This window comes from Amycolatopsis sp. La24, from assembly GCF_029087445.1.
Lineage (GTDB): Bacteria > Actinomycetota > Actinomycetes > Mycobacteriales > Pseudonocardiaceae > Amycolatopsis > Amycolatopsis nivea.
Genome location: NZ_JARACH010000015.1, coordinates 90515 through 113906, shown reverse-complemented (window position 1 = coordinate 113906; position 23392 = coordinate 90515). Strand labels below are relative to the sequence as shown.

Annotated in this window: 18 protein-coding genes; 13 read left to right on the top strand and 5 right to left on the bottom strand. The window is 69.8% G+C overall.

Annotated features, from left to right (window positions below):
* Positions 1-118: 118 nt before the first annotated feature.
* Both PUT80_RS17085 and PUT80_RS17080 read right to left on the bottom strand, forming a co-directional pair.
* Positions 119-3082 carry an SMC family ATPase gene (locus PUT80_RS17085; protein WP_275292797.1) on the bottom strand — a complete coding sequence of 988 codons (2964 nt, stop codon included), beginning with the start codon at positions 3080-3082 and terminating at the stop codon, positions 119-121.
* A complete protein-coding gene (locus PUT80_RS17080; protein ID WP_275292796.1) occupies positions 3079-4233 on the bottom strand; it encodes an exonuclease SbcCD subunit D in 1155 nt (384 codons plus the stop codon). Before PUT80_RS17080 ends, PUT80_RS17085 begins: the two co-directional genes overlap by 4 nt.
* Before the next feature lie 229 nt (positions 4234-4462).
* On the opposite strand from PUT80_RS17080, the gene rmuC reads away from it, so the two are divergent.
* Positions 4463-5377 (top strand): DNA recombination protein RmuC, encoded by a 915-nt coding sequence (gene rmuC / locus PUT80_RS17075; RefSeq protein ID WP_037816668.1) that lies wholly within the window; start codon positions 4463-4465, stop codon positions 5375-5377.
* 1113 nt (positions 5378-6490) lie between these two features.
* Entirely contained in the window at positions 6491-7390 is a 900-nt protein-coding gene (locus PUT80_RS17070; protein WP_275292795.1) for a DUF6542 domain-containing protein, read from the top strand.
* A 568-nt stretch (positions 7391-7958) separates the two neighbouring features.
* On the opposite strand, the gene PUT80_RS17065 is transcribed toward PUT80_RS17070, so the two are convergent.
* Positions 7959-8969 carry a 4-hydroxy-3-methylbut-2-enyl diphosphate reductase gene (locus PUT80_RS17065; RefSeq protein ID WP_043828136.1) on the bottom strand — a complete coding sequence of 337 codons (1011 nt, stop codon included), beginning with the start codon at positions 8967-8969 and terminating at the stop codon, positions 7959-7961.
* 150 nt (positions 8970-9119) lie between these two features.
* Between PUT80_RS17065 and PUT80_RS17060 the strand changes: the two genes are divergently transcribed.
* From PUT80_RS17060 to PUT80_RS17035, 6 genes are all read left to right on the top strand, one after another.
* A complete protein-coding gene (locus tag PUT80_RS17060; RefSeq protein ID WP_275292794.1) occupies positions 9120-9755 on the top strand; it encodes a lipid droplet-associated protein in 636 nt (211 codons plus the stop codon).
* Complete coding sequence (xseA, locus tag PUT80_RS17055; RefSeq protein WP_275292793.1) at positions 9752-11017, top strand: exodeoxyribonuclease VII large subunit; 1266 nt, start codon at positions 9752-9754, stop codon at positions 11015-11017. Before PUT80_RS17060 ends, xseA begins: the two co-directional genes overlap by 4 nt.
* Positions 11017-11472 carry a hypothetical protein gene (locus PUT80_RS17050; protein ID WP_037816682.1) on the top strand — a complete coding sequence of 152 codons (456 nt, stop codon included), beginning with the start codon at positions 11017-11019 and terminating at the stop codon, positions 11470-11472. Before xseA ends, PUT80_RS17050 begins: the two co-directional genes overlap by 1 nt.
* Positions 11469-11693: an exodeoxyribonuclease VII small subunit gene (locus PUT80_RS17045; RefSeq protein ID WP_037367840.1), complete on the top strand. Its 225-nt coding sequence runs from the start codon at positions 11469-11471 to the stop codon at positions 11691-11693. Before PUT80_RS17050 ends, PUT80_RS17045 begins: the two co-directional genes overlap by 4 nt.
* An 89-nt stretch (positions 11694-11782) precedes the next feature.
* Complete coding sequence (glpX, locus tag PUT80_RS17040; protein ID WP_037816866.1) at positions 11783-12835, top strand: class II fructose-bisphosphatase; 1053 nt, start codon at positions 11783-11785, stop codon at positions 12833-12835.
* A 19-nt stretch (positions 12836-12854) separates the two neighbouring features.
* Positions 12855-13607, top strand: a complete 753-nt coding sequence (locus PUT80_RS17035; RefSeq protein WP_275292792.1) for a serine protease — start codon at positions 12855-12857, stop codon at positions 13605-13607.
* Position 13608: 1 nt separating this feature from the next.
* Here PUT80_RS17035 and PUT80_RS17030 read toward each other — a convergent pair whose 3' ends face one another.
* Positions 13609-14580: an NAD(P)/FAD-dependent oxidoreductase gene (locus PUT80_RS17030; RefSeq protein ID WP_275292791.1), complete on the bottom strand. Its 972-nt coding sequence runs from the start codon at positions 14578-14580 to the stop codon at positions 13609-13611.
* A gap of 165 nt (positions 14581-14745) precedes the next feature.
* Between PUT80_RS17030 and PUT80_RS17025 the strand changes: the two genes are divergently transcribed.
* Positions 14746-16143, top strand: a complete 1398-nt coding sequence (locus PUT80_RS17025; protein WP_134667039.1) for a class II fumarate hydratase — start codon at positions 14746-14748, stop codon at positions 16141-16143.
* A gap of 3 nt (positions 16144-16146) precedes the next feature.
* Here the strand turns inward: PUT80_RS17025 and PUT80_RS17020 are convergent, their stop codons facing one another.
* On the bottom strand, positions 16147-17046 hold the full coding sequence (locus tag PUT80_RS17020; protein ID WP_199817898.1) for a DMT family transporter: 900 nt from the start codon (positions 17044-17046) through the stop codon (positions 16147-16149).
* 88 nt (positions 17047-17134) lie between these two features.
* Between PUT80_RS17020 and PUT80_RS17015 the strand changes: the two genes are divergently transcribed.
* The 4 genes from PUT80_RS17015 to PUT80_RS17000 all read left to right on the top strand — a co-directional run bounded on the left by PUT80_RS17015 (position 17135) and on the right by PUT80_RS17000 (position 23370).
* Positions 17135-18496: a PLP-dependent aminotransferase family protein gene (locus PUT80_RS17015; protein ID WP_275292790.1), complete on the top strand. Its 1362-nt coding sequence runs from the start codon at positions 17135-17137 to the stop codon at positions 18494-18496.
* 91 nt (positions 18497-18587) lie between these two features.
* Positions 18588-20267 (top strand): substrate-binding domain-containing protein, encoded by a 1680-nt coding sequence (locus PUT80_RS17010; RefSeq protein ID WP_275292789.1) that lies wholly within the window; start codon positions 18588-18590, stop codon positions 20265-20267.
* A 69-nt stretch (positions 20268-20336) separates the two neighbouring features.
* Entirely contained in the window at positions 20337-21908 is a 1572-nt protein-coding gene (locus tag PUT80_RS17005; RefSeq protein ID WP_275292788.1) for an ATP-dependent DNA ligase, read from the top strand.
* A gap of 157 nt (positions 21909-22065) precedes the next feature.
* Positions 22066-23370 carry a S53 family peptidase gene (locus tag PUT80_RS17000; protein ID WP_275292787.1) on the top strand — a complete coding sequence of 435 codons (1305 nt, stop codon included), beginning with the start codon at positions 22066-22068 and terminating at the stop codon, positions 23368-23370.
* The last annotated feature ends 22 nt before the right edge of the window (positions 23371-23392 follow it).

Genomic DNA, 23392 nt, shown 5'->3' with positions numbered 1-23392 from the left:
CTCGTCGGCTGGGCTGGAGTGGCTCGGTCGGACCGAGTTCGCCGATCAGCTGCGCCGGGTTCGCCGGGCCAGGTTGGCTGAGGCGGCGAGCGTGGTCAAGGCACCGAGCCTGCTCTCGTCAAGCCATCTGCAACTCCACTCTCGACCCGGCGCGGGACTTCCGCACCCGCAGCCGCGTGGGGATGCGCTGGCGGAGTTCCTCGACGTGCGACACCAGGCCCACCACGCGGCCGCCGGCGCGGAGTTCGTCGAGGATGTTCATCACCACGTCCAGGGTTTCGGCGTCCAAGGTGCCGAAACCCTCGTCCACGAAGAGAGTGTCGAGCAGCGCACCGCCGGATTCGCCTGCCACCACATCGGCCAGCCCCAGCGCGAGCGACAACGACGCGAGGAACGACTCGCCGCCCGACAGGGTTTTCGCCGGGCGCACCGCGCCGGAGTAGTCGTCCAGCACGTCGAGGCCGAGGCCGCCCCTCGTGCCGCGCGCGCCGGCCGCGTCGGAGTGCACGAACGAGTAGCGGCCCTGGCTCATGGTCCGCAACCGCGCGGTCGCCGCGAGCGCGACCTCTTCCAGCCGAGCAGCCAGGACATACGAGCGCAGCGACATCTTCCGCGCGTTCTGCCCTCGTCCGTTGACCACTTCGGACAGTGCGCGGAGTTCGGCGTATTCCTCTTCCAACGGCTCCAGCTCCGACAGCGCCTTGCTCAACCGTCCGGCCAGCTTCACCAGTTCGCGATGCTGCGCCGAAACCGCTTGCTGCGCGGCAAAAGCGGTATCCGCACGAACCCGCGTCTCCTTCGCCCGCTCCGCCAGCGGCGCAACTTCTACCGCGTCGTCCGGCGAGATCCCGAACAGTTCCGGCTGCGCGAGCATCTCCCGCGCACCGGCAGCAGTCGCTTCCGCCTCGGCGAGACCCTGTTCGAGCTTCGTGATCTGCTCGTCGGTCCGGACGGCGGCGCGCATTTCCTCCAGGGTCGAGAACCCCTTGGCATGCAACGAGATCTCCACCAGATCCCGTTGCTCCGCGAGCCGAGCCTCCGCCCCCGACACCGCGGTGTGCGCCTCCGCCGCCAAGTCGAGCGCACCGGCGAACGTGAGCAGGTGCTGCCGCCGGGCGGGAACATCCGGGAACTCTCCCCGGCCCGCGACCAGCCGCTGCTCGCGTTCGGCCATCCGCTCGTCCAACGCCCGGATCTCGCCGTTCGCCTCGGTGACCGTCTGCTCGGCGAGGCGCCGCTGTTCGGCCAACTGCTCGGCACCGCGCTCGAGTTCAGCGACCTTCGCGTTCAACCGATCCTTGCGCTGCGCCTTTCCGGAGAGTTCCGCGACGACCGTCCTGGCTTCGGTCAGCGCGGTCGCGATCTCCTCCGCAGTGCGTCCGTCCAGCCGTTCGCGCAGGAAGACGACTCGTGCCTTGGCCTCTTCCAACGCGGACACCACTCGCTGGCGCAACGCCGACGCCTTCTGCTCGGCTTCTTCCGCGGCACGTTCTTCGGCCGCGTCCACCAATGGCGCGTCGTAGTTCGCCGGTGCCGGATGGTCGACCGACCCGCACACCGGGCACGCCGTTCCCTCAGCCAAGCCGGCAGCCAGCTCTGCCGCCATGCCGTCGAGACGCCGTTCGCGGAGATCCAGCCGACGTTGCCGAGCCGCCTGATGCTCGTCGACCACTTCGCGCAGTTTCGCTTCGCCGCGCTCGACTCTGGCTTCAGCTGGCGGTAACTCCTCTGCCGCGCGAGTGAGTACCGTCAGCTCTTCGACGCGGGATTTCGCGCCGTCCAGCTTCGCCGCCGCTTCCCCGGCTACCGTCGCTTCAGTGCGCGCAGCGGCAATCCGACCGGGCATCTCGGCCAACCGCTCCGCAAGCCCAGCAACTTGCTCGGCGGCTTTCTCCGCGGCTTTCTGTCGCTCCGCACGACGTTGCTCGTCGCTCTTCTGCTGGTTGGCTTCCGCAGCCAATTCGGCGAGAGCGCCCGCCTCCTCGCGAACGGAGCCCGCGCGCTCACGCAAGTCCGCGACGGCGAGCCCGACCGCATCGAACCCGAGGTCGGCGAGATCTCGGATCCGATCGGCCACCAGTACCTGTGCGTCGCCGAGCTCGGCCGTGCGCCGGTCCATCAGCTCGGCCTCGGGAACCACCGCGGCAGCGCGCCGGGCCGCTGCGATTTCTTCCGTCCACTCAGCACGTTCGGGCGCCTGCTCGGCGATCTGAGTCAGCCGGGTGTGTGCGGTGCGCACCCGGCGGATCTTTTCCGCGTCCTCTTCGGCCTCGCGCAGCGCGACCTCAGCGGACTTCGCTGCCGAACGTGCTTGTGCTGCCTCGGTTTCCGCCGCCTCGGCCCGGGCAGCGATCTCGGTCAGCACCGCCTCGACCCACTCCGGCTGCTTTTCCTCCGGCGGTTCCTGCTGCGCTTCCTGGGCGTAGCGGGCGAGCAGCTCACGGACCTCCTGCTGCCGCTTTTCCAGCGCACGGCCGCGTTCCGCGCGAAGGTCCGCGAACCAGCGTTCGACGTCGGAGAACCGCTCGGTGCCGAAAAGCCGCTCCAGCAGCTTCTCGCGCTCCGTGGTGTCACTGCGGAGGAACTTCGCGAATTCTCCTTGCGGCAGCAGCACAACCTGGAAGAACTGCGCTGCGGTCATGCCCAGCAGCCGCTCGACGGTGCGCGCCACCTCGTCAATGCGGATGCTGCCGTCCGGCGGCAGCCCGGCGGGCGGTTCGCCGACCCAGGTCAGCGAAACCCGGGCCTGCTGCGTGGTGAATCCGTCGCCGCGCTTCTTCGGCCGCTGGTACTCCGGGCTGCGCACGATCCGCAACCGCTGACCCTGCACGGTCAGCTCCAGCACGACCTCGGTCTGCCGATCCGGTTCGGCGAGATCGCATCGCAACCGCTTGACGTCGCCGCGCGCGCCCGGCACCACGCCGAACAACGCGAACGCGATCGCGTCGAGCAGCGTGGTTTTGCCCGCTCCGGTGTCGCCGTGGAGAAGGAAGAGACCGTCGGCGCCAAGGGCGTCGAAGTCCACCACCTCCCGACCCGAGTAGGGGCCGAAAGCTTCCACCTCCAGCAGATGCAGTCTCACAGCTTCTCCACCGCCGCCCGGTTCGCTGCTTCGAGCGCCAGGTGCACGAGCCGCTCCTCGCGTTCGGTCGGCGGAGCACCCCGGCAATCGTCGAGGAAGCTGCGCGCGATCTCGATGTCGCTGCGCCCGCGCACCGCCTCGGCGTACTTCAGTTCGGTGCCGGCGACCCCGCCGTCGGGCCGCCAATCCATGTGCACCGCATAGGGAAAACGGTCCTGCAGCAACCGCATCGCATCGATCGGGCGCACTCGGTCGGTGACCGTGATCGAGAGGAAATGCTCGCGCCATTGCTCGTGTTCCGGGTCCTCGAGCAAGGCGGCGAGCTCGTCGGAGAGCGTCGCGAGCGGGCGCGGCACCGGCAGCTCGTGCCTGCGGACCTCGGCCAGGCCGGTCGCGTCGAGATCCACGAACCACACCGATTTCCGTTGCCGCGCTTCGGAAAACGAGTACGCCAGCGGACTTCCGGAGTACCGCAGGTGTTCCGCGAGCGTCTGCGGTCCGTGCAGGTGCCCTAGCGCGACGTAGTCCACGCCGTCGAACACCGAGCCGGGGACTTGCTCGACTCCGCCCACCGCGATGGTGCGTTCCGATTCGCTGGCCTCGCCGCCGGTGACGAAAGCGTGTGCCAGCACTACGGACCGAGTCTCCGGACGACTGGCCAGGTCGTCCCGCACACGCCGCATCGCCTCGCCGAGCACGCCGGTGTGGCCGCGCGCCTCCGGCACGCCCAAGGCGTGCCGCGACGGCTCGGGTTCGAGATACGGGATGCCGTAGAACGCGACCGCGCCGTGTTCGTCGTGCAGCACAACGGGTTCCGCGATGCCTTCGACGGTCGCGCGGACGTGCAGCCCGCCCGCCGCCGCGAATTCGGCGAACGCGCCCAGCCGCGCGGCCGAATCGTGGTTGCCAGGCGTGACCACGAGTTCCGCGCCGGCCCGGCGAATACGGGTCATCGCGGCCGTGGCGACGCGGACAGCTTCGGCGGACGGCACCGCTCGGTCGTAGATGTCACCGGCCACCACCACGACGTCGACCGACTCGCGGTCGACGAGTTCGGCGATGTGCGTGAGGGCGGCCTCCTGTTCGGTAAGCAGATCGGCGCCGTGGAACGTGCGGCCGACGTGCCAATCAGAGGTATGGAGGACTCTCACGGCGACCACGTTAGGAGCAGACCCCGACGAAATCGGGGAGGCACGCCGGTACCCCACTCGAACGTGTGTACGAAGCCGATCAGGTCCGCCGCGGACACGCCCAGCCTCGAATCTGGAAAGTCGCAGGTCAGCTACGCAGCGCGACCGCGGGTGCCGGTTTTTGTCGGTGGGGTCCGCCATGATGTCTCGCGTCCGGACACCCGCCGGACCCGACGGAGAGGAGGACCGGGTGGAGACGGTGATCACCACCGCGGCCGTCGTGCTCGCGCTGCTCCTGTGCGTCGCGGTAGTCGCGCTGTGGCGGCTGTACAACGACGGAATGCGCCGCGCTGACGCGGCCGCGCGGCTCGTGGCGGCGGAGCGTGCGAAAGGCGACCAGCAGCAGCTCGCACTGCGCCGGTACGAGGTGGCGTTCGCGTCGATCCACGGCCGCGGCGAACTCGGCGAACAGGTGCTCGTGGAAACCGCGCGCGCACTCGGACTGCGGGAGGGACTGCACTTCACCCTGCAGACCGATTTGGGCGGCGGCGGAAGCGCGAAGCCCGACCTGGTGCTGAATGTCGGCGGCGGCCGGGCGGTACCGGTCGACGCGAAAGCGAGCATGGCCATCTGGGCGGAGGCAGTCGAGACCGACGACCCGGAAGAACGGCTCGACGCGCTGCGCGTCCACGTCCGGCAGCTGCGCTCCCGCGCGGCGGAGCTGGCGGGCAAGGGCTACCAGCGCTGGGCGGACGCGATCTACGGCACCATCATGTTCGTCCCGTCCGACGCGGCCGTCGTCGCCGCGCTCGACACCGATCCCGAACTGCTGCGCTGGCTGATCGACCGCCGCGTCTTCCTGTGCGGCCCCACGGGATTCGGGGTGCTCGCGTCGGCAGCGCTGTTCGCTGCCAGCGACCGGGCTCTCGTCGAGGACGTCGAGCAAGTGCGCGCGGGCGCCGCCGCCGCACACCGAGCCGCGGGCAATGCGGTGGAGGCGCTGAATCTGTCCTCTACGCACCTGCAGCGCTTCGTCTCGGCCCGCCGCCGGGAACTCGAGGCACTGGAGTCGTTCCGCGCGACCGTCGCGCCGCTCACCGACGCGTCGGGCAGTCCGGCGCCGGTGCCGCAGCTTCGGAAGGGAGACGAGGTGGCAGCTGGTTGAGGTCACGGCGCGATGGCCGCGGGCTCGACAGTCGCGATCGGATGATCGAGGGTGTGCTCCTACGGGGCGGGCTCCGCAAGGGGCTTCCTGACGTCAGATGACGGCCGTGGGCTGATGCTCACGCACGTGGAGCGTGGTTGACGTTGGGCAGGGCGAGGTTGCGGTTGCCTGGTCTGGCGCGACGGTCTGCGCGGACTTGGCGGGCGCGATCGTGGCGACACGGTTCGGCTGCATGCCTCCGGGACACGAATCCGGTGGCACGTTCCGACGAGTCGAGCCCTGCAGCGCGATCTGGCGGCATGGCCGTCGGCGGCGCGATCTGGCCGAGCAAGCCACGGCAGTGCGCTTTGGCGGGCGTGGGTCGGGTGGCGCGATCCGGCAGAGCGGGCCTCGGCGGCGCGATTTGCCTCCACGTCGTCCGGAGGGAGCGAGCCCGGTCGAGGGAGCAACTGCGCGGCCTGGCGTGGTACGGCTCGGGCCCCTGGCGCTCGCACGGGGAGCGTGGTCTCGCTCGGGCGGTGACGCGGCAGGCGTCCAAGGCGTGCCGAGCGACGTCCCGGTGAGCGGTAGGCCGGAGGTCACGCGTCGGAGGCCAACACGGTGACGCGGCCCAAGCGGTCATCGTCCGCAGCGCCGACGGTCGGCGGCTTGCGGCTGAGTGCGGCGAGCGGGTACCAAGGTCCGGATTGCCCGGAACGAACGGCGAAGTCCAGGTTGGACACTGCCGCCGGGGCGAGCGAAAGGGCATGGTTCCGACGTCGCGCGGGCAGGATCCGGACGCTCAGGCGGCTCACGGGAACGTCAATTCCCGGTCAAGTTCCAGAACGGCGAATGTTCCGGAACAGGACCGGTGGCGCCGCCGTCGCGGTCGTCGGCTGGTGGCATAGCCTGGGGTCAGCGCAGGGCCGGGAAACGGGCAGCCGGACCATACCGTCGGTATCACCGCTGGTCAGAGGTCTGGTCCACTGGTTCCTCGTTCGGCGGAGCGGTGCGGGAAGGCCGTACCGCGGGTACTGCTCGACCGTACGAAATGTCATGCGGTCGAGTGGCTGCTTCGTGCTGTCCTCGGCAGTGCCAACAAGATCGTGACAAGTACGGGCTACGGTGTGCCTCGTGACCGCGATACGCGATCGCCAGAGCGATCCCGATGCCGATGACGCCCCCGTGCCGTGGGACGAGCGTCTCGTCGTCGGCACGAGGCGCGGCCTGCCCTGGTGGGCGGCTGTGCTCGTGGGCTTCGGCTTGGCAGTGCTCGGCGCCATCATCGACGAGAAGTCCACCGGCAGCCTCGGTTTTGTTTTCAAGGCGGGCTACTTCCTCGGGGCCGTGATCGCGGTCGGCGCGGTGCAAAGACGCGGACTGTTCGGTCCGATGGTGCAGCCGCCGCTGGTGCTCGCCGTCACCGTGCCGGGTGTGGTGCTGCTGACCGGCGGGGGTCCGGAAGCCAGCGACACCCTGTCGAAGCTGCTCAACATCGGGACGCCGCTGATCAAGGGCTTCCCGACGATGGCGGTCACCACCGGTGTCACGCTGCTGTTCGGCTTCTTCCGCATCTACCGCGAACGCGACCCGGACGCACCGGTGAAGATCAAGGACGGCAAAGTCCCGCGCGGTCGGGACGAGGACGACGACAAAGCCGCCAACCGTCCGCGCTCGCGGCCGCCTGCCGGTCGCGCGGGGCAGTCCGGTCAGACGCCGCCTCCGGGCAACCGTCGCCGTCCGCCGCGGGATCTCGACGCTCCCCCGCCGCGACGGCCGCGTCCGCCTGGCGAGCCGGGTGCCCGACCGCGTCGTGAGCCGATGGACCCGAACGCTCCGCGCGGTAGTCGCAAGCCTCCGCCGGAAGGGCGTCGGCCCCGGCCCCCGGAGGGCGATCCGCGCCGTCGTGATCCGCGGGGTGACGCACCGCCGCCGCGTCGTCGGCCGCGTGGGGACGAGCCGCCGCCCGGGCGTCCGCGTCCGCCTCGCCGGGAACCGCCGCGCCGTCAACGTCCTTGGGAAGACGAGGGCTGACCCCGCGCGCAGGCCACGCCGGAACCGGGCGACCCTACGAAGACTGACCGAGCACGCAAGTCACGCCGGAACCGGGCGACCCTACGAAAGCTGGCTGAGCACTAAAGTCACGCCGGAGCTGGGCCACCCGACGAGGGCCGAGCGGGCACGCAAGTCACGCCGGAGCTGGGCCACCCAGCGAGGACTGACTGGGCGCGCAGGGCAGGTCGAAACCAGACCACTCGACAAACCTGACCGAGCACGCAAGTCAGGCCGAAGCTGGACCAACCGACGAGAGCCGACCGGGCGCGCAAGCCACGCCGGAACCGGACCATCCGCCAAAGGCTGGGCACACAACTCACGGCGCAAGCTGGCAGCACAAGGCAAACGAGAAAGGCCGCCGATCCCCACACCGGGATCGGCGGCCTTTTCGTTGCGGCTAAAGGAATTCTCTCGTCCGGGTCGTGACTCAGCACGAACTACTGCACGGCTCAGCGGCCAAATCGACCGGAGCGGCTCGCACGACTTCGCGGCGAAAGCTTCAGCGGCGCGCCAAACGCTCCGACTGCCGCAGCACCGAACGAAAACCTCAGGACTCCGACTTAACAGCCTTCCGAAGCTCCTTAGGCAACGCAAAAGCGATCTTCTCGTTCGCCGTGGTCACCTCATCAACCTGCCCGTACCCGCGCTCGGCCAGCCACTTCAGCAGGTCCATCACCAGCACGTCCGGCACCGAGGCCCCGGACGTGACCCCGACCGTCGAGACGCCCTCGAGCCAAGCCTCGTCGACCTCCGAAGCGAAGTCGATCAAATGCGAGGCCGAAGCGCCAGCCTTCAAAGCGACCTCGACCAGCCGCTTCGAGTTGGAGGAGTTCTTCGAGCCCACGACCAGCACCAGGTCGCATTCCGGGGCCATCGCCTTGACCGCGACCTGGCGGTTGGTGGTGGCGTAACAGATGTCGTCGCTGGGCGGGTCCGCCAAGGTCGGGAAGCGGTCGCGGAGCTGGTCGACGCGTTCCATCGTCTCGTCAACCGACAGGGTGGTCTGCGACAGCCAGATCACCTTCGACGGGTCGCGCACGTCGACCTTGTCGACGTCCTCGGGCTTGTCGACCAGCTGCACCTTGTCCGGTGCCTCGCCAGCCGTGCCTTCGACCTCCTCGTGGCCCTCGTGGCCGATAAGAAGAATGTCGTAGTCGTCCTTGGCGAAGCGGTTGACCTCTTTGTGCACCTTGGTGACCAGCGGGCAGGTCGCGTCGATGGTGCGCAGGTTCCGTTCCTCGGCCTCGGCGTGCACCGCGGGCGAGACGCCGTGTGCGGAGAACACCACGAGCGCGCCCTCGGGCACCTCGGACGTCTCGTCGACGAAAATCACGCCGCGTTCGCGCAGAGTTTCGACAACATGCCGGTTGTGCACGATTTCCTTGCGCACGTACACCGGCGGCCCGTACAGCTCGAGCGCCTTCTCGACGGCGACGACCGCACGGTCAACGCCGGCGCAGTACCCGCGCGGCTTCGCGAGCAGCACGCGTTTGGCGGCGCCGGACCGGGAGATCGTCGGGGTACCGGCGGGTTCGGTTCCGGGACTCGCAGAAGTCATGCCTCCAGGGTACGGGCAGTGCCGATCCGGGGTTGAAGTCCTCGTTCGGATGATGGCGGCGGCCATTCAGGCTGTGCCGGGCGTCACGTCCGGCGCCTCTGGCCACCCGTTCGGTTGGGCAGAACAGCCCTGATGCGGCACGCTGGACCCATGAAGCCACTCCCGCTCCCCCTCCGGGTCGCCGCGGGCCTCGCCGTCACCACCGCCGAGCGGGTTCGTGAGCTCCCGAAGCAGCTCACCGGCCTGCCGGTCACCGTCGTGAGCCAGGTGCTGCAGCTGTCCATGCGCGTCCAGCAGCAGGTCACCGAGCTGGCCATCAAGGGCGACGACGCGCTGTCGATGCTGCGTCCGGTCGAGGACACGCCCAGCTGGGCCACGTTCGACGAGGACGCCGAGCCCGAGTTCGCCCCGTCCCGGCCCACGCTCGTGCCGGTCGACGACCTGCCTGAGCCGCGTACCAACGGCCATCGCACGCAGCCGCCGGATCTCGCCCCGGAAGCCATCGACGATCCGTGGGTCGAGGAGACCCGCGCGCTCGCCGAGGAGCACTCCGAGGGCGAGAACGACAGCTCCTCCGGCCCGGCCGGGCTGGGCAATTACGACGAGCTGACCCTGCCGCAGCTGCGTGCTCGGCTGCGCCGATTGACCGTGCCCCAGCTGGAAGAGCTGCTGGAGTACGAGAAGTCCCACGCTGACCGGGCGTCGTTCGTCGGCATGCTCGCGCGGCGGATCGGCAACGCACGCAAGGCCGAGGAACAGCCGGGCGACCCCGCGGAAGGCCAGTGAGCAACGACCCCGCCACCAGCGCGGAGAATCCGTGGCCGGTCCGCACTGTCGCGCGCAAGATCGGCGACTGGGTCCACCGGCTCGGCGACGTCTGGGTCGAAGGCCAGGTCACGCAGATGAACGCGCGGCCCGGCACGCAGACCGCGTTCCTGACCCTGCGCGACCCGTCCGCGGACGTCTCGATGTCCGTCACCTGTCCGATGTGGCTGGTGCGCGAACTGCCGACGCCGCTGCGCGAAGGCGACCGCGTGGTCATCCACGCCAAGCCGTCGTTCTTTTTCGGCCGCGGCACGCTGAGCCTGCGCGCGGACCAGATCCGCGCGGTCGGCATCGGCGAACTGCTCGCGCGCATCGAACGGCTGCGCAAGCTGCTGGCCGCCGAGGGCATGTTCGCCCGCGAACGGAAGCGGCCGATTCCCTTCCTGCCCAAGGGAATCGGGCTGATCACCGGACGCGCGTCGGCGGCTGAACGGGACGTGCTGGCGAACGCGCAGGCACGCTGGCCGCACGTGTTGTTCAAGGTGCTGAACACCGCCGTGCAGGGTTCGCAGGCGGTGCCGCAGATCCTCCGCGCACTGTCCATATTGGACAAAGACCCGGACGTCGACGTGATCGTCATCGCCCGCGGCGGCGGCAGCGTCGAGGATCTGCTGCCGTTCTCCGACGAGGCGCTGTGCCGGGCGGTCGCGGCCGCGGGCACGCCGATCGTCAGCGCGATCGGGCACGAGCCGGACACTCCCCTGCTCGACCATGTCGCCGACCTGCGCTGTTCCACTCCGACCGACGCGAGCAAGCGCATCGTGCCGGACGTCCGCGAGGAAACCGCGCGGGTCCGGCAGATGCGCGACCGCGGCAGGCGCGCGCTACATGGCTGGGTCGACCGGGAGACGCGACTGCTGACCCAGTTGCGCAGCCGTCCGTCGCTGGCCGATCCGCTGGGTCCGATCGAACGCCGCCTCAGCGACCTCGAGATGCACCGCGAACGCGGCAGGCGCGCGATGCTCAGCCTGCTCGCCAAGGACCAGGCGGAGGTCGCGAACGCACGGGGCAAGCTGGCCGCGCTCGGGCCGGCGGCCACGATGGAACGCGGGTACGCCGTCGTCCAGTTCACAGATTCCGCAGGCAACCTCCACGTGCTCCGCTCCGTCTCCCAGATCGAGGACGGAGCGCAGCTGCGCGTACGAGTCGCCGACGGGGCGGTCCACGCGGTGGCCGAGTCCGTCGAGCCGACGACACCCGCACCGGAAGGAGACCGGCCGTGATGCACCGGGCCCCGGCGTTCCTCCCGCTCACGGTGGACGCCGCCGCCCGGCTCGACGCCGGTCTCCTGCTGCGGCAGGCCCTGGTCACCGACCGGGCCGCCGACGAATGCTGGACCGCCCTGCTCGCCGGCTGCGGCACCGCGGCCCGGCGCGGGCTGGCACCGCAGCTCAGGCGGCTGTCCGAGGCGACGTCCGAGCACGTCGGCGTCCGGTGGTGGTTCGCCGAAGGGACCGGCCATCGGCGACGCGTGGCGAGTGCGCAGGAGAACCTCGAGGACGCCATCGCGGACGGTGACGGGCAGGAGTTCGCGCTGGCCTTCGTCGGATACGACCACGCGATGGCCAGCGCGGTGGTCGCGGGCCCGCATCGGGCCGGACCCGGTTCCCCGGGAATGTCGGCCGAGCGCGGTAGTCTGCGCCGACAGCCCCGTGCACCACAAGGTCGGAGAACGTGAGCGAAGCAGACACCGCCGGACTCGGTTACGAGCAGGCCCGCGATCAGCTCGTCGAAGTGGTGAAGGAACTCGAGGCAGGCGGGCTTTCGCTGGAGCAGTCGCTCGAGCTCTGGGAGAAGGGCGAGCGGCTCGCCAAGGTGTGCGAACGGCATCTGGAAGGCGCCCGCGAGCGGATCGAGGCCGCGCTGGCCTCGGTGGAGACCGACGACGACACAGAGTGACGTGCACCATGCGTTGCTGAATCGGTCAGGTGGTCTAGGGATCTGACAGACTGGGCACCCGCTGACGAACCGTGTTCCGGGAGGCCACCATGACCACCGCCAGTGACCGCAGCCGACGCGAAGCGCCTGATCGCAACCTCGCCATGGAACTGGTGCGGGTGACCGAGGCAGCCGCGATGGCCGCCGGCCGCTGGGTCGGCCGAGGCGACAAGATCGGCGGCGACGGTGCTGCCGTCGACGCGATGCGCCAGCTCGTCTCCACCGTCTCGATGCGCGGCGTCGTCGTCATCGGCGAGGGCGAGAAGGACGAAGCGCCGATGCTGTTCAACGGCGAAGAGGTCGGCAACGGCGACGGCCCGGACTGCGACGTCGCGGTCGACCCGGTCGACGGCACCACGCTCATGGCGAAGGGCATGCCGAACGCGCTGGCCGTGCTCGCCGTCGCCGAGCGCGGCGCGATGTTCGACCCGTCCGCGGTGTTCTACATGGAGAAGCTGGCCGTCGGCCCGGACGCGGCGGGCAAGGTGGACATTTCCGCCCCGGTCGCGGAGAACATCCGGCGCGTGGCGAAGGCGAAGAACTCCAGCGTCAGCGACGTGACGGTCTGCATCCTCGACCGGCCGCGGCACGAACAGCTGGTCAAAGAGGTCCGCGAGGCGGGAGCCCGGATCCGGTTCATCTCGGACGGCGACGTCGCGGGCGCGATCGCCGCGGCCCGGCCGACCACCGGCGTCGACATGCTGCTCGGCATCGGCGGCACTCCCGAGGGCATCATCGCCGCGTGTGCGATGAAGTGCCTCGGCGGCGAACTGCAGGGCCGGCTGTGGCCGAAGGACGACGCGGAACGCGAGAAGGCGCTCGCCGCGGGCCACGACCTTGACCGGATCCTGCTCAACGACGACCTGGTCACCGGCGACAACGTGTTCTTCTGCGCGACCGGCGTTACCGACGGCGACCTGCTGCGCGGCGTCCACTACCGGGCGGGCGGCGCGACGACGCAGTCGATCGTCATGCGGTCCAAGTCCGGGACGGTCAGAATGATCGACGGCTACCACCGGCTCGAGAAGCTGCGGGCGTACTCGTCCGTCAACTTCGACGGCAACCTCGAACTCGACGAGGGCGCGGTGCCTCCGCTTCCCTGATCTGCCAAGGAGTTTCCCGGTGTCGAAACGGCTGTTCGCGCTGGTGCTGACTGTCCTCACCGGAGTCGTGCTCAGCGCGGGCAGCGCGTTCGCCGGGCCCTCGATCGTCGGCGGGACCGATGCGGACCAGCCCTACCCGTTCGCGGTGTCCCTGCACACCTCGGGCGGCGCGCTGTTCTGCGGCGGCGCGCTGATCACGCCGACCTGGGTGGTCACCGCGGCGCACTGCCTGTCCGCGAAAGACCCGGCGACGATGGGGTTGCGAGTCGGCAGCAACGACGCGGACGAGGGCGGGGAAACTCCGAAAGCGGCGGAATTCGTGCTGCACCCGCATTTCAACGCCGAAACGCAAACCGGCGACGTCGGCCTGATCCGGCTGACCGCCCCGGTGAAGGCCGCGCCGATCGCGATCGGCGGTTCGGCTTCGCCCGGCACGGCGGTCCGGGTGATCGGCTGGGGCCAGACGTGCGCGACGCCGAATTGCGGCCCGGTGTCGAAGACGCTGCGCCAGCTGGACACGCACCTGGTGGAGGGCGCGAAATGCACGGCGGGGTTCGACGGAACCTCCGAACTGTGCACGGAAAGCCCCGGCGGATCCGGCTCGTGCTACGGCGATTCCGGCGGCCCGGAACTGATCCGCGACGGCGACCGGTGGACGCTGGCCGGGATGGTCAGCCGCCCGGGAAACCGTTCGTCGACGTGCGGATCGGCGCCGTCGATCGCGACCTCGGCGGTGGCGTATCAGCCGTGGATCGCGGAGAAAACCGGCTGAGTCACTCGACGTTGCTCGAATGCCCCGGGAACAAATGCGCCTCGGGATTCAACGCCACCGCGATGTTGTTGACCGCCGTCGCCGCCTCGCCGAACCCGGTCGCGATCAGCTTCACCTTCCCCGGATACGCCGCCACATCCCCAGCGGCGTAAACGCGTGGCCGGGCCGTCGCCATCGTCGAATCCACCGAAATCGCGCGGTGATCGATTTCCAAGCCCCAGCTTTCGATCGGCCCCAAATCCGCGGTAAAGCCCAACGCCGCAACCACCGCGTCCGCGCGCAGCTGCTCGTCCGCGCCGCCCTTCACCGTCACGTCGACCGCCGTCAGCGAACCGTCCGGAGCTTCGACAAACCGGGCCACCTCGGCGTCCGTGACCAGCCGCACGCCCAGCTCCTGCACCTGCCGCACGATCGACTCCGCGGCCCGGAACTTCGCGCGGCGGTGCACGAGGGTCACGCTCGCCGCGACCGGATGCAGCGCCAGGCACCAGTCGAACGCCGAATCCCCGCCGCCGACCACGACGACGTGCTGGCCCGCGTGAGCCGCCAGCGATGGGACGAAATGGACCATCCCGCGGCCGAGCCAGCCGTCTCCGGCGGGCAGCGGACGGGGCGTGAACTCGCCGATGCCCGCGGTGATCAGGACCGCGCCCGCGCGCAGCACGTCGCCGCCGTCGAGGGTCAGTTCGAGACCGCCGTCGACGCTCTCCAGCTTCTCCGCCTTGCGGCCGAGCAGGTAATCCGGCTGCCACGGCGCGGCCTGGTCCACCAGGCCCTGCACGAGATCACGGCCGCGGATCGCGGGGAACCCGCCGACGTCGTAGATCATCTTCTCCGGATACATCGCGGTGACCTGCCCGCCCGGTTCGGGCAGCGAATCGACGACGGCCATCGACAGGCCGCGGAATCCCGCGTAGTAGGCGGCGAAGAGGCCGGTGGGACCGGCTCCGATGACGACGAGGTCGTAATCCATGAGGCTCGCTCCATGCCAGTGGTGGGTGGCGGTGATCGAGAACACATCGAGAGTAGCCAGTGTGGCAATGCCACTCCGTTGAGGGCGGAGGTGGGGCGGGTGCGGGTTACCGAGGTGGGCGACAACACCCGGCCGGTTGCGCGAAACGGGGCCAGAATCGGAGGTATGGCTGAACAGGAATACCGGATCGAACACGACACGATGGGTGAGGTCCGCGTCCCGGTCGACGCGCTTTACCGCGCGCAGACGCAGCGTGCCGTCGAGAACTTCCCCATCTCCGGCCGCGGTCTCGAGCGCGCCCAGATCCGCGCGCTGGGCCTGTTGAAGGCCGCCGCCGCCCGCGTGAACGCGCGGCTCGGCGTCCTGGACGCCGACGTCGCCGACGCGATCGCGAAGGCCGCCGACGAGGTCGCCGAGGGCCGCCACGACGAGCACTTCCCGATCGACGTCTTCCAGACCGGCTCGGGCACGTCGTCCAACATGAACGCGAACGAGGTCATCGCGACGCTGGCCAGTCGCGCGCTCGGCCGCGACGTGCACCCGAACGACCACGTCAACGCCTCGCAGTCGTCCAACGACACCTTCCCGACGACGATCCACGTCGCCGCCACCGAGGCCGTCCTCACCGACGTCGTCCCGGCGCTGGAGCACCTCGCCGGCGCGATCGAGGCGCGCGCCGAGGAGTGGCAGGACGTCGTCAAGTCCGGGCGCACGCACCTGATGGACGCCGTGCCGATCACGCTCGGCCAGGAGGCGGGCGCGTGGGCCGCGCAGATCCGGTTCGGCATCGAACGGCTGCAGTCCGGTCTGCCGAGGCTGGGCGAACTGCCGATCGGCGGTACCGCGGTCGGCTCCGGCTTGAACGCGCCCGACGGCTTCGGCGCGGCGGTTTCGGCCGAGCTGGCGCAGATCACCGGGTTGCCGCTCACCGAGGCACGCAACCACTTCGAGGCGCAGGCGACGCAGGACAGCGTGGTCGAGACTTCCGGGCACCTGCGCACGGTCGCGGTGTCGCTGAACAAGATCGCGAACGACCTGCGCTGGCTGGGTTCCGGCCCGCGCACCGGCTTGGCCGAGCTGGCGTTGCCGGACCTGCAGCCGGGTTCGTCGATCATGCCGGGCAAGGTCAACCCGGTCATCCCGGAAGCGACGCTGCAGGTCGTCGCGCAGGTCGTCGGCAACGACGCGGCGGTCGCGTTCGCTGGCGCGGCGGGCAACTTCCAGCTCAACGTGAACCTGCCGGTCATCGCGCGCAACGTGCTCGAATCGGCGCGGCTGCTCGCGGCCGTCTCGCGGCTGCTGGCGGACAAGGTGTTCGCCGGGGTCACCGCGAACGTCGAGCGCGCGCGGCAGTACGCCGAGGGGTCGCCGTCGATCGTCACGCCGCTCAACAAGTACATCGGCTACGAGGAAGCGGCCGCGGTGGCGAAGCAGGCGCTCAAGGAACTCAAGACGATCCGCGAGGTCGTGCTGGAGCGCGGGTACGTCCGCGACGGCAAGCTCACCGAGGCACAGCTGGACGAGGCACTCGATGTGCTGCGGATGGCGCGTGGCGGCAAGTAGAGGTTAGCCGATCGTAGCGGCTCGCTCGGACAATTCCGGGCGAGCCGCTTCGCGTTTCCACAGTCCACATGCGACTCCCGCAGCGACCAGGATGACCCCGGCCAGGTCCTTGAGTTCGAACTGTTGCGCCCCGATCAACACCGCCACGGCCAGCCCGGACACCGGCATCAGCCCGATCAGCACGCCCGCCCGGTCCGCCCCCAACTCGACGACGCAGCTGTACCAGAGCACGAAAGCCACCGCCGTCACCACGACGGCCAGCAACAGCAACGCGACGAGTTCACGCGCGTTCGGCCACCGCCAGGCTCCAGCCGGATCGACCACCGTCCCCACCACGGAACCGCTTGCCGCAGCGGTGAAACAGCCCCACGTCGAGGTCGCCAACGGCCCGAGCCGACGCAGCAATCCCACCGCGAGCAGGGTGAACGACGCTTCGCACAACATCGCCAGCGCAGCCAGCAACAGCCCTGGCGCGGAAGCGGATCCGCCGCCGGACAGCACCACGATGCCGAGCCCGGCCAGTACCGACCCGACGACCGGCGCGGCGGACGGACGGCGACCGTCCAGCATCGGCGCGATCAACGCGAGCACGAGCGGGCTGGCCCCGAGAAACGCCGCCACCGCACTGGGTTCCGCGTAGCGTTGCGCCAGCAGCAGACAGGCCTGGAACCCGATCATCCCGGTCGCGGCGAGACCGAGCAGAGTCGGCAGATCGCCCAGTTTCGGCCGCGGCAGCGGACTGCGCGTGACCTTCGCCCAGCCCAGCAGCAGAAGCCCGCCCAGCGCGTACCGCAACGCCTGCCCGGTGATCACCGGATACCCGTCCAGCATGCCGGTGACCGGCACCGATCCGCCGACCAGCACCGCGCCGGCCACCCCTGAAAGCACCATCGACCGTTTCACGCCGCTCAGTCTTCAGCGGAGAGTGGTCTATTCAGAAGGACCACTCAACACTGGCCTAACTGGACCACTTGGACGTACTGTCGTGGCCGTGGAGACCATCCGGGAGTTGCTCCTGCCCGCCGCCACCGGAGGACGCCGGGGCCGCGCCGTCGAGGCCGCGCTGCGCGACGCGATCCGCACTGGGCGGCTGGCGGTCGGCACCCGGCTGCCGTCGAGCCGCGATCTCGCGCGCCAGCTCGGGGTCGCGCGCGGCACTGTCACCGCGTTGTACGAGCAGCTCACCGCCGAGGGTTACCTGCTGAGCAAGCACGGGTCAGGCACTCGCGTCGCGCCGATCGACGGTCCCGCGCCGAATCCTCGGGTCAGCGCAGCGAAAACGCCGACCTGGGAGTTCGACCTGCGTCCGGGCCTGCCCGCCTTGTCGGCGTTCCCGCGGGCCGAATGGCTTGCCGCCGAACGAGAAGCCCTGAACGCGACGCCAGATCTCGGTCTCGGCTACCCCGATCCGACCGGACACCCGGCGTTGCGCGCGGAACTGGCCGCCTACCTCGGCCGCGTCCGGGCGCTGCCGACGAACCCGGACGACATCGTGATCACCAGCGGAGCCGCGGAAGCGTTGTCGTTGCTGGCCGACGCCTTGCCAGACCAGCGCATCGCCGTCGAAGACCCGAGCCACCACGGCCAAGCGAACCTCCTGCGCGACCACGGGCTGGCCCCGGTCGGAATCCCGGTCGACGACAGGGGCATCAACGTCGACGCACTGTCCATTTCAGACTGCTCCGTCGTGTTGGTCACCGCCGCACACCAGTTCCCGCTCGGCGTCGCGTTGCATCCGGAACGCCGTCGGCAACTGCTTGCCTGGGCGGCGGAAACCGGCGGGCTCATCCTCGAAGACGACTACGACGCCGAACATCGCTACGACCGTCCCGCGCTGGGCGCGATGCGCGCGCTCGCACCGGATCACGTCGCGTACATCGGCAGCGTCAGCAAAGTTCTTGCGCCAGCGTTGCGGATCGGCTGGCTCATTCCGCCGCGGCGGCTGCGCGACGCCGTGGCCCGGGTCAAGGAAATGCACGACCTCGGCTGCCCGCCGCTCCCGCAAGCCGCGCTCGCGCATCTGATCGCCACCGGCGGTTACGACCGGCATCTGCGCCGTACTCGACGGCTGTATCGCGCTCGTCGCGACGCGCTGATCGAAGCCCTGACCGAGCGTCTTCCGCAGTGGCAGCCGGTCGGAATCGCCGCTGGACTGCACCTCGTCGTCCGACTGCCCGACGGTACCGATGACGTGCGGCTGCAGGAAAAACTCGCCGCGGCAGGCGTGCACGCCCCGGCTTTGTCGACTTATTCCCATACCTCAGCCGGATATCCGGGCCTCGTGCTCGGGTACGCCGCGCTCCCGCCGGACCGGCTCCGCGCCGCCGTCGAGCGGATCGCGTCTGCCGGTTGAACCGCTGGTGAACACCTGGTGCACCGGGGAGGGGTCCCGTTGCTGACGCTTAGGGTTGACCTTCTCGGGAGCAGGCAAGGGGGAGGCGACCGTGAGCTTCGGGGAAATCGTGCGAACACTCGCCGACGTGCTCACGTCCAGCCGCGGCATCGTGCCCATCGCCGTCGTCGCGGGCGCGACCATCCTCGCCCCGGTCATCGACCGCTACGTGATCCGCCGCAGGCGCGTGATCTACCGGGAGCTCTACAACTCCAAGATCGGCCTCAACCCGGTGACGCTCAGCGACTCGGACAACGGTGCGGTGCAAGCGGATCCGGAACTCGTGCGCACCGTACAGCTGCTGGAACCGCTCAGCGTGGTCGTGATCCGCATCCGCAACACCGGCAGCTTCGACATCGGTCCGGACGACTGGGAACACCCGCTGCAGTTCACCTTCGGCAGGCGGGTGGTGTGGGACGCGCGCGTATCCGATGCCAAAGACGGGTTGCGTGAGGTGGTACGGCACGGGCTTGAATTCTTCACTCATGATCAGCCTACGCCGGAGAACGGAACCGCGCGACTATCCGGCGTGCGAGCGTTGCTGCCGCAGCGTCTGACCGCGCTGCTGCGACAAGCCGACGCACCGGCAGCGGCGGCACCGCAATGGCATGGTGTCCGCCTTGAACAGCTTTCCTTGAAGCGGCGGGAAAAGTTCAAACTCGTCGTCGTGCTGCGCGAGCCGGACGACTGGCGCAGCGGGCCGTTGTCCAAGGACCTGGACGTCACCGGAAGGCTCAGCGGCGGGCGGATCAAAGACGAACGCAAACAACGCTGGCTGTCGTGGCCGGTGGTCACGGGAGCGATCGGGGTGCTGCTGACCGGGGCGCTGCTGAGCATGCTCCTCGTCGCCGTGTCGCGCGGGTCCGAACCCGGCTGCGGCAACGGATCCCTCGCGGTGCACGGATCCAGCGCGTTCGCGCCCATCATGAACAGCGTCGCGACCGAGTACCAGAAGCTGTGTCCTGGCGCGACGATCACGACGCAAGCGGACGGAAGTGTGTCCGCGGTGCGCGAACTGGGACCGTTGCCCGCGGAACAAAAGGACAGCATGGCAGTGCTTTCCGACGGCAAGGCTTCCGACGCCGGGCCGGATCTGGTCACGCAACCGGTCGCAGTGCTCGTGTACAGCCTGGTGGTGAACAGCGCCGTCGGCGTCGACCGGCTGAGCAATGAGCAGGTGCGCGGCATCTTCAACGGGAAGTACACCAACTGGGCGCAACTGCGCGAGGGTCCGTCGGTCCCGATCCGGGTTGTCGGGCGCGGCCAGGAATCGGGTACGCGCAAGACTTTCGAGCAGAAAGTGCTGGGTACCGCAGAGCCGGGACTGTCCTCGGACGACTGCCGGACGCCGACCCGCGACCCGCACGCCACCGTGGTGCGCTGCGAACGCGGCAAGACCGACGAACTGCTGCGCGCGGTCGGCGACACCCCCGGCGCCATCGGCTACGCGGACGTGCCCGCGGCCAAGATCGCCGCGGCGGGCGGGCGCGTCGCGATGGCGAAACTCGACGACCGCTACCCCGACGTGACCAGCATCGACGCCGGCTATCGCTTCTGGACGGTGGAGTACCTCTACACCAAGGGCGTGCCGGAGAACGATTCGCTGCTGAAGCAATTCCTCGACTACCTGCGCAGCAGCACGGCGCGGGCGGAACTGCAGGACGCAGGGTACACGCCATGTGTGACAAAACAGGGCCTGCTGGACCAGTACTGCACTCGTCCGGATGCCTGACCAGCTCTTTTTCACCCGGTCGAGGCTGGAGCGGGAGTTTTTGTCGGTGGCGGGGGCGATGATGGCCGGGTGTTGTTCACCGACCTCGTCACCGCCTCCGCCGAACTGGCGGCCACGCGGTCACGGAAAACGAAAATCGCCGTGCTGGCCGCCGTGCTGCGCGCGGCCGAACCCGGCGAACTACCCGCGGTGATCGCGTATCTCACCGGGCAGACCGCGCAGGACCGGCTCGGCGCCGGCTGGCGCACGCTCGCCGACCTCGCCGTAGAACCCGCGGCCGCGCCCGCGATCTCGGTGGCGGAGGTCGACGTCGCGCTCACCGAGGTCGCGGCCGCGGCGGGCGCGGGTTCGGTGAAGCGCCGGGCGGAGGTGCTCGCCGCGCTGTTCTCCCGGCTGACCAGGGCCGAGCAGGAGTTCGTGTTCCGGCTCGTCACCGGGGAGCTGCGGCAGGGCGCGCTGGAAGGCGTGATGGTCGACGCGGTCGCGGCGGCGGCCGAGGTCGAAGTCGACCAGGTGCGGCGCGCGTTCATGCTGTCCGGGCGGCTGCCGGTCACCGGACAGGCGGCGCTCACCGGGGGCGCGGCGGCGCTCGCGGAATTCGGGCTGGAGCTGGGCCGTCCGGTGCGGCCGATGCTCGCGTCGCCGGCGGAGTCGCTGGAGGAAGCCGTGACGGAGCACGGGAACGCGATCGTCGAGTACAAAATGGACGGTGCGCGGATCCAGGTGCACCGGCGCGGCGCGGAGGTGCACGTGTACACGCGCACGCTGCGGGAAATCACCGGCAGCGTCGCCGAATTGGTCGAACTGGTGCGGGCGCTCCCGTGCGAATCGGTGGTGCTGGACGGCGAGACCCTCGCGCTCACCGACGACGGGCGGCCGCGGCCGTTCCAGGAAACGATGAGCCGGTTCGGCAGCACGCGGGACGAACAGGTGCGGGCGTTGCTGCTGCGGCCGTACTTCTTCGACTGCTTGCATCTGGACGGGGTCGATCTGCTCGACGCGCCGTTGTCCGAACGGAACGAGGCACTGCGCCGGGTGGCGGGTGAGCACGTGATCCCCGGCTCGGTCCGGCCGGATTCGCCGGCGGCGGTGCTCGACGCGGCGATGGACGCCGGGCACGAGGGCGTGATGGTGAAGGACCTCGATTCGATCTACGCGGCCGGACGGCGCGGGCGCGCGTGGCTGAAGGTGAAACCGGCGCACACCATCGACCTGGTGGTGCTGGCGGCGGAATGGGGCCACGGGCGGCGCACCGGCAAACTGTCGAACCTGCACCTCGGCGCGCGCGATCCGGACGGCGGGCCACCGATCATGGTGGGCAAGACGTTCAAGGGCCTCACCGACGAGCTGCTGGCCTGGCAGACCGAGCGGTTCCAGGAGATCGAGACGCACCGGGACCGGTGGACCGTCCACGTGCGGCCGGAGACGGTGGTCGAGATCGAGCTGGACGGGGCGCAGGTCAGCACACGGTATCCGGGCGGGCTGGCGCTGCGGTTCGCGCGGGTGGTGCGGTACCGGCCGGACAAGGATCCCGGCGAGGCCGACACCATCGACACCGTCCGCGGGCTGCTGCGCGGCAGCCGGCCGGCGACGGACGCCAGCAAGGCGGAGCAGTCCGGCTCCGAGGAGGCATCCGGATGATGATCGCCGCGCCCGCCCTCCGGATGAGTGGGCACATTACAGACATCGGGCAGTTTTCCCCGCTGTGCTCAGGAAAACGCCCGACGAAAGTCGATGTCGCACCCGTGGCCGCGTACCCGAGAGTGGGAGCACTGGCCTGCGTCGATAGGAGAAAAGCATGACGTTCCGGGTGAAATCAGCCGTCCGGGGACTCGGGCGGCCGATGACCCTGCTGGCGGGCGTGGCGCTCGCCGCCACCGTGGTGGCGGCACCGGCCAGTGCCGCGCCGGCGCCGCCGCAGCAGCCGCCGCGACACCACTTCTCGGCTGCCGCACAGTCGTTCGTCGGCGCGACCACGGTGCGCGAGCGGGTCGCACGGCTCAACGCGGCGATGGCCAAGCTGCCGAAGGAAAGCGGCGCGTACAACGCCACGAAGCTGTGGAACCAGGGCATCACCGGCGCCGGGTCCACCGTGGCCACGCTCGTGTCGTTCGGCGACGACAAGGTCAAGCAGGTGCTGGACGAGTACTCCCGGCAGCACGGTCTGCCGCCGGCGAACGTCGAGGTGCTGCAGCCGTCCGGTGCGGTGCCCGCGTGCACCGATCCCGGGGTGGACACCGCCACCTGCCAGTCGTGGGGCGGGGAAACCGATCTCGACGTCACGATGATGCACGCGATGGCTCCGGGCGCGAAGATCGTCGTCGCCGCCACCCCGGTCGCCGAGACGCAGGGCTTCGCCGGCCTGCCGGAGATGATGCACGCGGTCGACTACATGACCGAGCACCGCATCGCCGACGTGGTTTCGATGAGCTTCGGCACCACCGAGGAGAACTTCCCGTCGTTCGAGTCGATCAAAACCCTCGACCCGGCGCTCGAGCGGGCGAGCAAGGCGGGCGTCACGCTGGTGGCCTCGTCGGGCGACGACGGCCCGACCGGGGCGTACCTGCAAGGCCCCGGCCGGTATCCGTACCGCGTGGCGAGCTGGCCCGCCAGCGACCCGAACGTCACCGCGCTCGGCGGCACCCAGCTGCACCTGGACGCGAACGGCGTCCGCACCCAGCCCGACGACCTGGTCAACGCCGCGGACAACGGGTTCAGCGAGGGCGCGGGCCTGTCGAAGGCGTACGCGCGGCCGTCCTGGCAAAACCGCATCAAGAAGATCACCGGCAGCACGATGCGGTCGTACCCGGACATCAGCATGGAAGGCGTCCAGGGCACGTCGCAGTCGGCGCCGTTGTTCGCCGGCGTGCTGGCGTTGGCGGTGCAGGCCAACCACGGGCGACTGGGCCAGATCAACCCGGCGCTGTACTCGAAGCTGGGTCCGAAGGGCACCGCGGCCGGGATCGTCGACGTCACCAAGGGCGACAACAGCCAGTGGGACGTCGAAGGCTTCAAGGCCGGTCCTGGCTACGACATCGCGAGCGGCTGGGGCACGATCGACGCGTCGGTCTTCGTGCCCGCTTTGGTGAAGGCGGTGCGGTGATGCGGTAGTCCCCGCGCCGCGG

Coding starts and splice junctions, on each gene's coding strand:
- PUT80_RS17025 (WP_134667039.1), top strand. CDS start 14,746: ATGGCTGAACAGGAATACCGGATCGAACACGACACGATGGGTGAGGTC.
- PUT80_RS17060 (WP_275292794.1), top strand. CDS start 9,120: ATGAAGCCACTCCCGCTCCCCCTCCGGGTCGCCGCGGGCCTCGCCGTC.
- PUT80_RS17065 (WP_043828136.1), bottom strand. CDS start 8,969: ATGACTTCTGCGAGTCCCGGAACCGAACCCGCCGGTACCCCGACGATC.
- glpX (WP_037816866.1), top strand. CDS start 11,783: ATGACCACCGCCAGTGACCGCAGCCGACGCGAAGCGCCTGATCGCAAC.
- PUT80_RS17050 (WP_037816682.1), top strand. CDS start 11,017: ATGCACCGGGCCCCGGCGTTCCTCCCGCTCACGGTGGACGCCGCCGCC.
- PUT80_RS17030 (WP_275292791.1), bottom strand. CDS start 14,580: ATGGATTACGACCTCGTCGTCATCGGAGCCGGTCCCACCGGCCTCTTC.
- PUT80_RS17000 (WP_275292787.1), top strand. CDS start 22,066: ATGACGTTCCGGGTGAAATCAGCCGTCCGGGGACTCGGGCGGCCGATG.